Genomic DNA, 12,799 nt, shown 5'->3' with positions numbered 1-12,799 from the left:
CCTGCTGTTTGCCAAACGGGCGGAAGCGAAGTATGGCATTCAGGCACGGGACATTCTGGTCGAGCTGGGTCGTCGCGGCACCGTTGGCGGGCAGGAAGATATGATTGAAGACCTGGCACTGACCATGTTTAAAGAGAAGCAGGCAAAAGAGAAGGGGTTAAACTGATGGCTGACGTTCAGGAAAACAAGCTAACACAATCACAGATCGAAGAGCTGGCGATCCATCTGGAAAACGCCGAGCTGGAAGCCTACGAAGTTACCAAAATTACTGATGACTTTCCGGAGATGACCTACAAGGATGCCTTCGATATTCAGTGGGAGATCCGTCGGCGTAAAGAGGCGCGGGGCAACAAGATTGTTGGTATGAAGATGGGCCTGACCTCCTGGGCGAAGATGGCGCAGATGGGGGTTGAACATCCCTGCTATGGCTTCCTGGCGGATTACTTCTCCATTCCGGATGGTGGCGAGATTAAACACGATGAACTGATCCACCCGAAGATCGAAGCGGAACTGGCGTTTGTTACCAAAGCCCCGCTGAAAGGGCCGGGCATTCATATTGGTGATGTACTGCGGGCTACCGATTTTGTCATGCCTGCGGTGGAAGTGATCGACTCCCGCTATAAGGATTTCAAGTTCGATCTGAAGAGTGTTATCGCGGATAACTCCAGTTCCAGCCGGTTTATCACCGGTGGGCGTATGGCACCTCCGGCGGATCTTGATCTCAAGACTCTGGGGGTGGTGATGGAGATTAACGGTGAGGTGGTGCAGACCGGCGCCGGTGCGGCGGTGCTGGGTCACCCGGCGTCATCTGTGGCGATGCTGGCGAATATGCTGGGTGAGCGCGGCGAAGAGATTCCGGCGGGCACCTTCATCATGATCGGTGCGATCACGGCGGCGGTACAGGTCAATAAAGGTGACAGCTTTAGTGTTCGTTATCAGGATCTGGGGACCATTAGCGGTAAATTTGTTTGAGACCGCTGGGTCTGATCATTTATGATTAATCAGGCTGATCTTTAAGCAAAGCGTGTAATCAGCAAGACCCGAAGCAGCCCTGATGATGGGCTGCTTTATTTTTTAGAGGTAAATCATGGCGGATAGCTGCATTCAGAGTCAACTGACGGAGCCGGGACAGGAAGGCCCGGTGACTGTGAGTATCTCCCGAAAAGTAAAGCCCGGTTTTGAGGTTGACTATGAAGCCTGGATCTCCGGGGTCATTGAAGCCGCCTCAGAATATCCAGGGCATCAGGGCAGTAATGTGCTGCGCCCTTCAGCGTCAACAGGGAACCGTTATGTGCTGATCTACCGCTTTGACAGTTATGAAAACTGTGAAAAATGGGAGTCCTCGGAACTGCGAAAACAGTGGCTTGATAAGCTTGCTCCTCTGATTGAGGGGGAGGCCGAGGTACAGCGGGGAACTGGTCTTGAATTCTGGTTTGATCTTCCGGAGTTGCCAGTTAATAAACACCCTTCACCACATAAGATGGCGCTGGTTTTGATTGCGGTGGTCTATGTACTGATTATGGCGATCAACCTGAGTCTGGGGCCCTACCTTAGTGGCGTTGATCTCTGGTTAAAAACCGCAATAATTGTAACCCTTCAGGTATTGCTGATGACCTATCTGGTTATGCCCAGAGTGACCCGTCTGTTGAAAGGATGGTTATTTAAGTAAGCACTAAAGAAAGGACTGTTTTATAAATAAGGATGGTGTGATGCCAATAGTCTCTATTAGTATGATGGAAGGCCGCTCTGACGAGCAGAAAGAGCGGATGATAAACGAAGTCAGTGAAGCGATTGCCCGTTCTCTGGACGCGCCGAAAGAGAGTGTCCGGGTATTAATTTACGAAGTGCCAAAGCAGCATTTTGGCATCGGCGGACAGTCAGCCAAGACGCTTGGTAAGTAAGTTGCCTTGTAAGCCTCCTGCCGGGGGCTTTTTTATATCCCTTTGTTTTTCCGGGTCAATAAACCGCTGTCGCGGTGTTATCATGGGCTTTCACTTCTCCCCAAGCTAAATGAGCCCCGTTAAATCGTGAAGCCTGATCTTCTCAATGGTGAAATCCGCCCAACGCTGATTAAAATGACACTGCCGATGATGCTCGGCATCGTCAGCCTGATGCTGTTCAATGTGGCGGATAGTTATTTTGTCAGCCGGCTGGGGACTGAACCTCTGGCCGCGCTGGGTTTCACCTTTCCGGTCTCGTTCACGGTGATCAGTCTCTCTATTGGCCTGAGTGTCGGTACCTCAGCCACAATCGCCCGTTTAATCGGATCAGGCAATGCCAGTGGTGCACGCCAACTGACCACGGATAACCTGCTACTGACGACACTGCTGATGGTGTTGATTGCTTCATTCTTCGTACTGTTTATCGATCCACTTTTCCGGCTTCTGGGAGCAGGGGATACCTTGATGCCCTATATTCACAGCTATATGTCGGTATGGTTTTTTGGTTCGGTTTTCTACGTTCTGATCATGGTGTCCAACAGTTCTCTGCGTGCCAGTGGCGATACCCGCACGCCAGCGATGCTGATGGGGTTTTCCTCAGTGATGAATCTACTGCTGGACCCGCTGCTGATCTTTGGCTGGGGGCCGCTCCCTGCTTTGGGAATTCAGGGCGCAGCCATTGCCAGTCTGATTGCCTGGGGAATTGCTGCCGCGGCTGCGCTGGCAAATTTATATCTGCGCAAAGGCTTGCTGGTGTTAAGAATCGAATCCCTGTCTGTTGCGACGCAGCATTGGCTGATGGTGATGAAAATCGGTTTTCCTGCGGCCCTTTCCAATATGATGACACCGATAGCTGCTGCGATTATGACGGCGGTTGTGGCAACCCACGGGCCTGAGGCGGTGGCTGCGTTTGGTGTCGGAAACCGGCTGGAATCGCTTTCGCTGCTGGCGAACCTGGCGCTCTCTATGACGCTGCCCCCTTTCATAAGTCAGAACTTTGGCCGTGGGCAAGTAGTGCGGGTGCGGGCGGCCTACCTGAGTGCCGTCCGGTTTGCTTTGCTCTGGCAAACATTGATTTATATTATTTTATTTATCTTTGCCGGGGGGATCGGTGCACTTTTTAGTGATCAGGCAGAGGTGATTAATCTGATCAGTTTATGGATTCTGATTGTCCCTCTGGGGTTTGGTTTTCAGGCAGTCACTTTTCTCACCGCTTCAAGTTTTAATGCGGTTCATCAACCTATGAAAGCGATGCGTATCAGTGTTTTTCGTCTGTTCATTCTCTATGTCCCCTGCGGTTATCTGGGGAATTACCTGGCAGGGCTGGAGGGGATGTTTGTAGCGTTTGTTATTGCAAATATGTGCACTGCAACAATGGCGTTCAGGTGGATGCAGCGCCACCTGAACAGTCTTAATCCTTTGACAACGCTTAAATAAGTTGTATCTTGTCTTAACGTTGTAACAGAGACACAGTACTCTTTCACAGCGAAACCGGCCTGCTAATAGACCTACTAAACGAAAGTCATATTACGCCTGTTCGCTGATAGATATATCATCTTAAAAAATACAAAAAATACAAAAAATACAAAAAATACAAAACTATAACTACAATTCGAAAAAACAAATCTCAAGAAGCAAAGGGGACGCGAGCATGACACAAAAAATTGCTCTGGTAACAGGTGGTACAGGTGGTATTGGTACCGCTATCTGTCGCGCATTAGCCGACGCAGGTATTAAAGTGGTAGCGGGTTATAACTCTGGTGGTAACCACGAAAAAGCAAAAGCCTGGCAGGAAGAGCAGAAAGCGGATGGTTACGATATCCTTGTAGCCTATGGTGATGTTACCGATGAAGAGTCATGTGCTGCCTGTATTAAGACGGTTGAAGAAGTAGCCGGTGGCACAGTTGATATTCTGGTAAACAACGCGGGTATCACCCGTGATGGTACCTTCCGCAAGATGAGCTGGGAACAGTGGAACGAAGTACTGTCCGCTAACCTGGACTCTATGTTCCATATGACCCGCCTGGTGATCAATCCGATGCTGGATAAAGGCTGGGGACGTGTTATCAATATCTCATCTGTTAATGCTCAGAAAGGTCAGTTTGGTCAGTGTAACTACTCCGCTGCTAAAGCAGGTATTCACGGTTTCACTAAAGCGCTGGCGCAGGAAGTTGCGGCTAAAGGTGTAACTGTGAATACGGTTTCTCCAGGTTATGTCATGACACCGATGGTTGCTAAAATCCCTGAAGAGGTACTGGAAAAGATCATTCGTCAGGTACCTGTCGGTCGTCTTGGTGAGCCTTCGGAGATTGGCAAGGCGGTTGCGTATCTGGCCAGCGATGACTGTGGTTATGTAACTGGATCAGACTTCTCTATCAACGGTGGTCAGCACATGTCGTAAGCTGTCTTCAGCGTGAAAAAAAACCCGCAGATGCGGGTTTTTTTGTTACGTTAACAAGTGTTTTAACCCTGCAGGGCAATTAACCTGCTTGCTGAAGGTTGCTATAGAAGCGGATCTGCAGTGCTTCATGTTGCAGGGTAAAGGGCTGACACTGCCACTCCAGTTCCAACAGTTTAAGGTCGCTGCTGTTGTCGGAGGTCTGGCGTTGCTCCAATGCTTTCTGCAGCCGGTCCATCTGGTATTCCATCCGCAGTGTATGATCCTGCTCCGGAGAGTCCAGCCCCAGCAGTATCTCCAGTCGGATACAGAGTTGTCGCAAGGCTTTCTCTGTCAGAGTCAGCAGTTCCTGCATCTCCATACGGCCTGAAATCAGTTCCAGCAGCAGTTCGTATCGGGCTTGTATCAGCGCTTCGAAATAATCATCAGCCGGATCGCACTGCTCCCAGACCGATTGAATTTCATCGAGCGCTAACTGATCCAATGTGCCGTCATTGATAAAGTTTTCCAGTTGATCACACAGTTCAATCCGTTGTAACAGAGCCTGATAGGATCTGCTTTCTGTGAGTGACGGAACAGGTTGATCTTCCTGAGTGTGTTTTTTCTCACTCTGTCTGCTTCGATTGAGGTTTTCAAACACCTCATTACAGGCTTTACGGAAGTCGGGCCAGAGCTGGCGTTCCAGACTGTGGAATGTATTGCCCGCCTCTTTCCAGCGTTTTTGCAGCTCTCTGATCTGACTGGCAGCTGCGTGGGAATCCTCATCAGTAACCAGTTGCTGTGCCTGTTCCAGCAGGGATCGTTTTTCATCAGCGACCTGTTCCCGGTGGGCGGCAATCTTGTTATCCAGCTGCTTAAGCAGCGCATTGAACTCGGTTTGCACCTGGCGGCCCGGTGTCCGGTCCACCGGCGCATATGCTTTCCACTCCCGTTTCGCGGTGCGGCTGACCTGATCGATCAGGGACCAGTCAGGTTGTTGCCAATCTATCTGCCCGAGGAAATCGCTCAGCTCAGTTACCAGTTGCTTACGTTTACTGAGGTTATCCGTACGCTGCTGTTTCTGTTGTCGGAAGTACTGTTCACAAGGCGCATATGCCTGATCCGCGGCTGTTTTAAAACGCTGCCAGGTCTTATGGGAATGAAGTGGATCATCGCTGTCGAGCTGCTTCCACTGTCCCTGAAGTGTATGAATCTGCTTTGCCAGCAGGGGAGGCTCAATTGCACTGTCAATCAGCGCTTCCATCGCTTCGCAAAGCTGTTCCTTCTTAGCCGAGACGGCAAACCCCTGCCAGTTTTTCAATTCCGCCAGGCGTGCGAGCAGACTCTTATGACGTTGCAGAAGATGCTTGGGGGTGGTGCCATTCATCCCGCTTAGCTGCGTTTCAGCCTGCTGTTCCAACTGGCAGGCGTGTTTAACCTGACCTGCTTCTATCTGCTGTTCCAGAGAGTCGAGCAGTTCTGCGAGATCCTGACTGCAGTGCTGTTGTTCAAGTTTCAACTGGCTCAGTTGTTCAAGGATGTTACTGCGCTGTTGTTCTACTGCTTGTAGCAAGGCAGGGCGTCTGATCTCTTCAGGCCAGTTCAGCTGTTGATTCAACCGGTCAAGTTGATGCAGTTGCTGTTGGAGGCCGGCGCGATCAGTGTCGCCGGATAATCCGCGATCTAACAATCCTGAAATCTCATCACCGAGTTCCAGCCACTGGCGGCCGGTGTGCTGATAGCGCTTAAAGCGTTCTGATAACTGTCTGAACCTCGGTGTTGTTGCGTTTTCAAGCTGTTCGCAGGTCTGATCCCAGCAAGCCTGTTCCGCGTCCAGATCCGCTTTGCAGAAGTGTTCACCGCAGATCAGCGTGGTACAGCGATGCAGGGTGTCCTCAAGTTTCTGTAACAGGGCCCGGTTCTGTTGCGCTTCAGCCTCTGCCTGCTGCTGCTTTTCTTCAATCTGATGACACCGTTCCTGCTCCACAGACAGGGTTTTCTGGCACAGTTCTACAAGCCCGGAATAGCGTTTATCAATATCTGCATCTGTAACCTCATCCAGGCTATTCCACTGTTGGCAGAGGGCTTCGAGTTTGGCACCGTATAATGGGAAATGTTCTGTTCGGCTCAACTGTTCAAGACTACAGAGCAACTCCTCTTTGCGCAGCAGAATCTGCTCCTGGTGACGGGCGGCTTCCTGCAGCTGTTGCTGTTTGTTACGGATAATTCTGAAAACCGATTTATCACGCCCCTTAATCGCTTTAAGGGTTTGTTCCAATAGCTCTGGCGAGTGAAGTTTTTCGGCGGCGGCCTGACGCAGTTGTGTGCTGTTACCGTTGATTGCCAGTGAGCTGAGGCAGTGCTGATCGCTGACACGCTGGATAGCTTGTTGCTGAATATCGGGTCTGTCGCTATTCAGGGCAATATGGGCGAGCATATTCTCATCGTGGAGATAGTTCAGGCATTCGCTTTGTTGACTGTGGGTGTAGGACGGATCCAGAATCACTTCGCAGATCCGTTTAGCGGCACTTCTGCGAATATCCGGATTGATATCATGGGTCAGAATATCTGACAGAAGTTCAGGTGCCGCAATTTTTTCAACTGCAGCCAGCCGGACTTCGATACTCTGATCCTGACGGGCAAGCCGGGCGAGTACTTCACAGTGCTCAGTTTTGCCTGGGCTCAGCCGGTGAACTGCCCGGATGCGGACTGTGGCTTTATTGTGTTTCCAACGGGGTTTGAAAAACTTCGCAAACATTACATCGATCCTGCAAGGGCCACTATATATACAACGGTGCCTGTGGCCAGGTGGTCATATTCTAACGGCTCTTAGCCGTGCAGGAAAAGCCTTGACAGAAAAGAAAAGTGTTGCCCTGGGCAGACAATTGAGGCTGTTGGCTTGTCTGCCGGGCTTTACAGTGACTTCTCAGGGGATAATTTAATTATTCTTTTGGCAGAATTTCAACGTCTCCGTCTACGTAATACCAGTGACTGTCGTGTTTCTCAAAGTTTGAGCGCTCGTGCAGGTCTGCTATCTGTTCCGCCGTTTCAAAATGCGCAATAAACTCAACCACCCCCTTTTGATCGTCTGCCTGGCCCGCTTCGGTGCTGATAATTTTCAGGCCGGTCCAGGTGGTGGCTTTTATCTGTTCTGCGATCAGTGCAGCATCATCCGGCTGACGGTGTGTCTGCAGCGTCGTTTTAATCAGGTAATCTACGGCGCCCAGGACAAAAGCGGTGTAGCGTGAACGCATCAGCGCTTCTGCAGTCGGGGCGGGCTTATGGCCCTCGATCGCTGGTTCGCAGCAAAACGAAAATGGCTTATTTGAGCCACAAGGGCAGGCTAGCGTGATATCTTTGTGGTCATGAAGCATAAGGGCCCCGGCTTAGATAGAATTCAGATATGAATAGGCTATTATAGGGGGCTGGAAGAATAAGCATATTGATCAAAAGCATAACCATACAGATATCATTGGCGCTACGGCGAATGATTTTAAGGCGAATAGAATGGCGGCATCTTCAAACACAACTTTTTTCTGGCATGACTACGAAACCTCTGGTGCAGACCCTAAGCGCGACCGTCCGCTGCAGTTTGCCGGTATCCGGACCGATGAGGAGCTGAATATTATCGACGAACCGGTGATGTTCTATTGCAAACCCGCTGAAGATCTCCTGCCCCACCCGGAAGCCTGCCTGATTACCGGCATTACACCGCAGAAAGCGTTGCATGATGGCTATTGCGAAGCTGAGTTTATGGCTCTTGTGCATGAACAGCTTGCCCGGCCGGGGACCTGCGGCGTGGGTTATAACAGTATCCGTTTTGATGATGAGATTACCCGCTACAGTCTTTATCGTAACTTCTTTGATCCCTACGGCCGGGAGTATCAGAACGGCTGTTCCCGCTGGGATATTATCGATATGTTGCGACTCACCCGGGCGCTGCGGCCAGAGGGTATTGAGTGGCCACAGTATGAAGATGGTCGCCCCAGTATGCGTCTGGAGGATCTGACTAAAGCCAATGGTATCGATCATGGTAATGCCCACGATGCTTTAGCGGATGTATATGCCACTATTGCGATGGCTCGTCTGGTCAGAGAGCGTCAGCCAAAGCTGTATCAGTATGCGGTGAATAACCGGGATAAACGTACCATTCAGGGGATGCTGGATGTGATGACCATGAAGCCGGTACTGCATATCTCGTCGATGTACCCGGCAGAGTGGGGGAATGCCGCTATCGTTGCTCCCCTGGCGATCCATCCGGTGAATAAGAATGCTGTACTGGCATTTGATCTGCGCTGTGATCCGACGCCACTGCTTGAGCTTCCGGCCGGTGAGGTTCGTCGGCTGCTTTATACCCGCGCTGAGGATCTGGCAGAGGGGGAACAACGGATCCCAGTGAAGCAGATTCACACCAATAAAGCGCCGGTGATCGCCCCTGCCGGGATGCTGACGGCCGTGGAGGCGGAACGTCTCAATATATCCGGAGACAGCTGCCGTACTCATCTGGCGATGTTGCGCAACAGTCCTGATCTGAAACAGAAACTTGCTGAGGTGTTTTCAGAGTCCGGTTTTGAGGATGATCTTGATCCTGATCATATGCTTTATAGTGGCGGATTTTTCGGTGATGCCGATAAGAGAAGTATGGAGCTGATCAGAACCACTGATCCGCAGCAGCTTGGAACCCTTGAGCTGGCGTTTCAGGATAGCCGTCTGGAAGAGATGTTTCTGCGTTATCGGGCCCGGAACTATCCGTTTACTCTGAGTGAGGAGGAGCGGGAACGCTGGGAAGAGTTTCGCCGACGCCGCCTGTTGGGGCCGGATAATAACGGTCATCTCACCATGACCGAACTGTTCAGTAAACTGAACGAACTGTATCAGCAGCCAGACCTGAACCCGTCCCAGAAAGGGATTCTTGAGGAACTGGCGCTCTACGCTGAAGCGATCTATCCAATGGATGAGGTGTATTGATGAGAGATTCTGTCTGCACAGTGACTGCTGGACTGATGGCCCTGGCGATCAGTGGTGTAGTGCTGGCGGACAGAAAAGAGGATCTGGTCAACCCGATCCCCTACGCGGTGGTTAAACCGGCAGGGCATATCGATTCACCCATCGACCCGGAGACTATTTACGACAATAAACGCCGTGGCTTTGTTGACAGTGAGCCGATGCCTGAGATTGAGCCCTATGTGATTCCGGAGCGGCAACTGCCGCCGCCCACCGTTGTGCCTTATAGCGATCCGGCGCCTGTTGAGCGGGTTGTCAGTGCGGAGAAGAAGGCGCCCCCCCTGAAAGGGGAGGACCGCATTTTTGAGCAGATTGCCCGTGATCAGCTGGAGATCCAGTGTACCCTGGATGATACTCTGGATCAGTGCGAGGGGATCGAGATTGAAGCTCCGAAAGAGAACAAGCCCCGCTCACACAGGGTTATCGACCGTCAGATTCAGGCTTCCGGCACAAACTGACCCTCAACTTTTAAACGCGCAATCTCCGGGTCGCAGTTCTGCTCCAGCGCTTTTTTATCCACCTGATCACGATGTTGCTCACCGAAGGAACGAACGGTCAGGCGGCGTTCGGGCAGCTGGGTATAACATCTGAGCAGATCATCGAGCGACAGCTCCCTGACGGCGGTGACCAGCTTTTCCCGACTGTCGAAGTTGGTATCGCCCCGATCGATCTCCTGCCAGTAGCGCTCGCTCAGTTCACCCATGCGGTTCTCTTTCTGGTTAATCCGGGAGATAACGCTGCTCTTGAAACTGTCCAGCTGCTGTTCATTCATCGCTTTAAGGGTGCCTGTCATGCGATCGATGAATGTGTTGATCTGGGTTTCCAGTCCGACCGGATCGGTGTTGGGAGACTGAATCACAAATGCCAGCCCGGGTGCTTTGCGCATCGGCAGCGCGGTTGCGAAGACTACATAACCCAGCTGTTGCTCGGTGCGCAGACTGCTGTAAAACGGCGTCGAGAGAATTTCGCTCAGCAGAATATACTCAGCGCGGGTTTTGGTTTCACTGTTTTCGCCCTGAAAATAGACACTGATTGCTGAGTCGTTATGCTCCAACGGCAGGGTCTGAGTCAATTCGGAATCCTTTGGCAGCATAATAACCGGCAGATTATGACTGTTGGCATTTTTCTGTGCAGAGGGCAGGCCTGTCTCTACCGTTTGTGCCATCGCCAGCGCCTCATCCCGGGTCAGGTTGCCATGGGCAAGCATGCGAACTTCGACCCCGTTCAGCAGCTGAGGTATGAAGGACTGTAGCTGTTCAAGTGTGACCGACTTTAACGCGGCGAGTTTTTTATCTGCGTTCCAGCTCTGTAATAACAGGTTATAAACCTCTCCTATCGTTTGATTGAACGGCTTATCCCTGCGGCTGTTTTCCAGCTCCTGAGCGTAGTTCTCTTTGATTCTGGTGAAGCGACGCTGGGTGAATTGTGCCTGTTGTAGTGCGTTGACTACCTGGGTGAGCAGTTGTTGCTGTTTATCATCATAGCCTGAGATTCTTACGCTCAGGCCACGCATATGAGGATAGATGCGGGTATCCAGTCCGGCCAGCGAGGCATCATAGAGGGTTTCATTCAACTGATCACTGACCAGTTTGGTGTAGAGGGCTGTCATCACTGCGTTCTCCGCAGTACGGTTGGCCTGATCTGAGATAACCGAGAAAAAGAAGTCCGCTTTGGGCAGTCTGAAGATCTGATCCTGCTTATGCCAGAGAGAGTATCCCCCCTGCTGCAGAATACGTTCCGGCTTCTGCTGCGGATGCGCCACCGGTTTTATGTCAAACTGGTCCGCGATAAAGGGGTTAAGCTGACGCACCTGTAAAGCGGGGTTTGTCACCGGGTGGGCCCACTTTTGCAGACGTTCTGAGCTGATCGGCTTAACACTATATTCGGCCTGGAACCAGGGATCCTGCTGATCGGTTTCCACTGTTTTGGCCTGCAGAGTCACCAGCAGGTTGTCCGGAGTCATCTGCTCAAGAATATTGTTGATCAGCTCCGGTTCGAAATGCTCCATCAGATAATCGGCGCTGATAACAGAATCGGCCGGATAAAGTTGCAGGTTATGGGAGAGCCGGGCTACCTCATGAATCGGTTCTGATTTCTCTTTGAAGCGGAAACCGATACGACTGATCTTTTGCTCCTCCTGATACAGCGCTTCAGAAACCCCTTTTTGTTGCAGCAGGCGAATGGCCGCAAAAGTGGTTTCGATTACCTGATCAGAGTGCTTCAGCCCCTCATCGGTGAGCGATATCGACAGCTCAATCGAGGACTGGTCGGGCAGATCGTTACCACGGTAAGCGGCGAGACCATTTGCCCAGCCTTTGTTCTTCAGGGTGGCGAGCAGGCTGCCTTTGCCCTCATAGCCCAGCATCGATGCGATATACTGGGCAGGTTTTTCGCGATAGTAGTCCCGGGTTGCCTGAATCGGAAAGGTGAGGGTCAGTTGCTGAAGGTCTTGCAGGGTTTTGATGTTTTGTTGTTCCGGCAGATCGCGGTACAGCGGCACCGGTGAAATAAAGGGTTTGGCCTGTCGATTTTCCACCGCAGAAAACTTCTCTTCAACCAGACGTTTCAGCTGTGCCACCGGTTCTTTGCCCAGGACGACCAGAGACATCAGGTTGGCTGAATAATAGCGCTGATAAAATGCAATCAGGTCATCTCTTAACTTGCCGTCATCATTGGACAGGGTTTCGAGACTGCCTACGGCAAAACGGCTCATACTGTGTGCGGGGTTCAGCACATGTTTACCAGCAGAGAAACCCCGGCGGCCATCATCTCTCAGCTTCGACTGGTACTCTGAATTGACGGCATGGCGTTCCCGGTCAACATACTTTTCAGTAAACAGCGGTTCGATGAAAAAACGCGAGAAACGGTCCAGTGCCGGCGCCAGTTTGTCTGCTTGAATATCGAAAAAGTAGTTGGTGTTTTCGAACGCAGTAAAGGCGTTATGGTTGCCGCCATTACTGCTGATGTATTGCTGGTAACTATCCGCTTCGGGGTATTTTTTCGTGCCCAGGAACAGCATGTGCTCGAGGAAGTGGGCCAGACCCAGACGGTTTTCCGGGTTGGCATTGGAGCCGACATTGACATCCACCGACGCGGCGGCCTTATCGGTAGTCGGGTCTGAGATAACCAGCACCTTCATTTGGTTGGGGAGTGTAAATGCAAGATAGTCGCGATCATCGGTGGGGCTTTTTATAACCGCGGCTGAGGCCGCTTTTGTGGTGAAAAACAGCAGCAGAAACAGTGTGTAACAGAACGTCTTCTTAGTCAGCATAGGGTGCATTCACTCAAACCTCAGGATGATGGAACTCAGAGTAATTCATTCAAAAAGGATTGTCTTCAGGGGAAATTTACAGCGATTGACTTTGCCTTGCCTGCTTATCAGCCAGAATAAAGCACTGCAGGCTTCGCCCAGTTGTTATGATCGATGGATTATTGTGATGGTTCTGTCGGTTGTTGGGCATCCGTTTAAGCCTTACTG

The 12,799-nt window shown here is 51.3% G+C and carries 10 protein-coding genes and 1 pseudogene; 8 read left to right on the top strand and 3 right to left on the bottom strand.

The genetic code is table 11. The features are described 5' to 3' along the window. The 6 genes and pseudogenes from JW499_RS12080 to phbB all read left to right on the top strand — a co-directional run. A pseudogene (locus JW499_RS12080) lies at positions 1 to 166 on the top strand (hypothetical protein); the annotation flags it as partial. After that, positions 166 to 972, top strand: a complete 807-nt coding sequence (gene dmpH, locus JW499_RS12075) for a 2-oxo-3-hexenedioate decarboxylase (RefSeq protein WP_205210843.1) — start codon at positions 166 to 168, stop codon at positions 970 to 972. The pseudogene JW499_RS12080 and the gene dmpH, both read left to right, overlap by 1 nt. Positions 973 to 1,087: 115 nt before the next feature. Beyond that, on the top strand, positions 1,088 to 1,669 hold the full coding sequence (locus JW499_RS12070; protein ID WP_205210842.1) for an antibiotic biosynthesis monooxygenase: 582 nt from the start codon (positions 1,088 to 1,090) through the stop codon (positions 1,667 to 1,669). Positions 1,670 to 1,709: 40 nt separating this feature from the next. Continuing rightward, complete coding sequence (locus JW499_RS12065; RefSeq protein WP_205210841.1) at positions 1,710 to 1,901, top strand: 2-hydroxymuconate tautomerase; 192 nt, start codon at positions 1,710 to 1,712, stop codon at positions 1,899 to 1,901. 126 nt (positions 1,902 to 2,027) lie between these two features. Then, complete coding sequence (locus JW499_RS12060; protein WP_205210840.1) at positions 2,028 to 3,377, top strand: MATE family efflux transporter; 1,350 nt, start codon at positions 2,028 to 2,030, stop codon at positions 3,375 to 3,377. A gap of 214 nt (positions 3,378 to 3,591) precedes the next feature. Next, a complete protein-coding gene (gene phbB, locus JW499_RS12055) occupies positions 3,592 to 4,341 on the top strand; it encodes an acetoacetyl-CoA reductase (RefSeq protein WP_205210839.1) in 750 nt (249 codons plus the stop codon). Positions 4,342 to 4,420: 79 nt separating this feature from the next. Here phbB and JW499_RS12050 read toward each other — a convergent pair whose 3' ends face one another. Both JW499_RS12050 and JW499_RS12045 read right to left on the bottom strand, forming a co-directional pair. After that, positions 4,421 to 7,075 (bottom strand): DUF349 domain-containing protein, encoded by a 2,655-nt coding sequence (locus JW499_RS12050; RefSeq protein WP_205210838.1) that lies wholly within the window; start codon positions 7,073 to 7,075, stop codon positions 4,421 to 4,423. A 184-nt stretch (positions 7,076 to 7,259) separates the two neighbouring features. Beyond that, the gene (locus tag JW499_RS12045) at positions 7,260 to 7,691 is read right to left on the bottom strand and encodes a YchJ family protein (RefSeq protein WP_205210837.1); all 432 of its coding nucleotides are present in this window, start codon (positions 7,689 to 7,691) and stop codon (positions 7,260 to 7,262) included. Between the two features lie 133 nt (positions 7,692 to 7,824). Here JW499_RS12045 and sbcB point away from each other — a divergent pair, with 133 nt between their 5' ends. Both sbcB and JW499_RS12035 read left to right on the top strand, forming a co-directional pair. Then, entirely contained in the window at positions 7,825 to 9,285 is a 1,461-nt protein-coding gene (sbcB, locus tag JW499_RS12040) for an exodeoxyribonuclease I (protein ID WP_205210836.1), read from the top strand. Then, positions 9,285 to 9,779, top strand: a complete 495-nt coding sequence (locus JW499_RS12035) for a hypothetical protein (RefSeq protein WP_205210835.1) — start codon at positions 9,285 to 9,287, stop codon at positions 9,777 to 9,779. The genes sbcB and JW499_RS12035 overlap by 1 nt, the downstream gene beginning before the upstream one ends. Here the strand turns inward: JW499_RS12035 and JW499_RS12030 are convergent. Continuing rightward, positions 9,758 to 12,592, bottom strand: coding sequence for an insulinase family protein (locus tag JW499_RS12030; protein ID WP_232846371.1), 2,835 nt, complete (start codon positions 12,590 to 12,592; stop codon positions 9,758 to 9,760). The genes JW499_RS12035 and JW499_RS12030 overlap by 22 nt on opposite strands. Between the last annotated feature and the right edge of the window lie 207 nt (positions 12,593 to 12,799).

The sequence above is a fragment of the Amphritea pacifica genome (genome assembly GCF_016924145.1).
GTDB lineage: Bacteria > Pseudomonadota > Gammaproteobacteria > Pseudomonadales > Balneatricaceae > Amphritea > Amphritea pacifica.
Note: the sequence above shows the minus strand (reverse complement) of the source record. Positions and strands in the feature narration are given on the sequence as shown.

Coding starts and splice junctions, on each gene's coding strand:
- dmpH (WP_205210843.1), top strand. CDS start 166: ATGGCTGACGTTCAGGAAAACAAGCTAACACAATCACAGATCGAAGAG.
- JW499_RS12070 (WP_205210842.1), top strand. CDS start 1,088: ATGGCGGATAGCTGCATTCAGAGTCAACTGACGGAGCCGGGACAGGAA.
- JW499_RS12065 (WP_205210841.1), top strand. CDS start 1,710: ATGCCAATAGTCTCTATTAGTATGATGGAAGGCCGCTCTGACGAGCAG.
- phbB (WP_205210839.1), top strand. CDS start 3,592: ATGACACAAAAAATTGCTCTGGTAACAGGTGGTACAGGTGGTATTGGT.
- JW499_RS12050 (WP_205210838.1), bottom strand. CDS start 7,075: ATGTTTGCGAAGTTTTTCAAACCCCGTTGGAAACACAATAAAGCCACA.
- JW499_RS12045 (WP_205210837.1), bottom strand. CDS start 7,691: ATGCTTCATGACCACAAAGATATCACGCTAGCCTGCCCTTGTGGCTCA.
- sbcB (WP_205210836.1), top strand. CDS start 7,825: ATGGCGGCATCTTCAAACACAACTTTTTTCTGGCATGACTACGAAACC.
- JW499_RS12035 (WP_205210835.1), top strand. CDS start 9,285: ATGAGAGATTCTGTCTGCACAGTGACTGCTGGACTGATGGCCCTGGCG.
- JW499_RS12030 (WP_232846371.1), bottom strand. CDS start 12,592: ATGCTGACTAAGAAGACGTTCTGTTACACACTGTTTCTGCTGCTGTTT.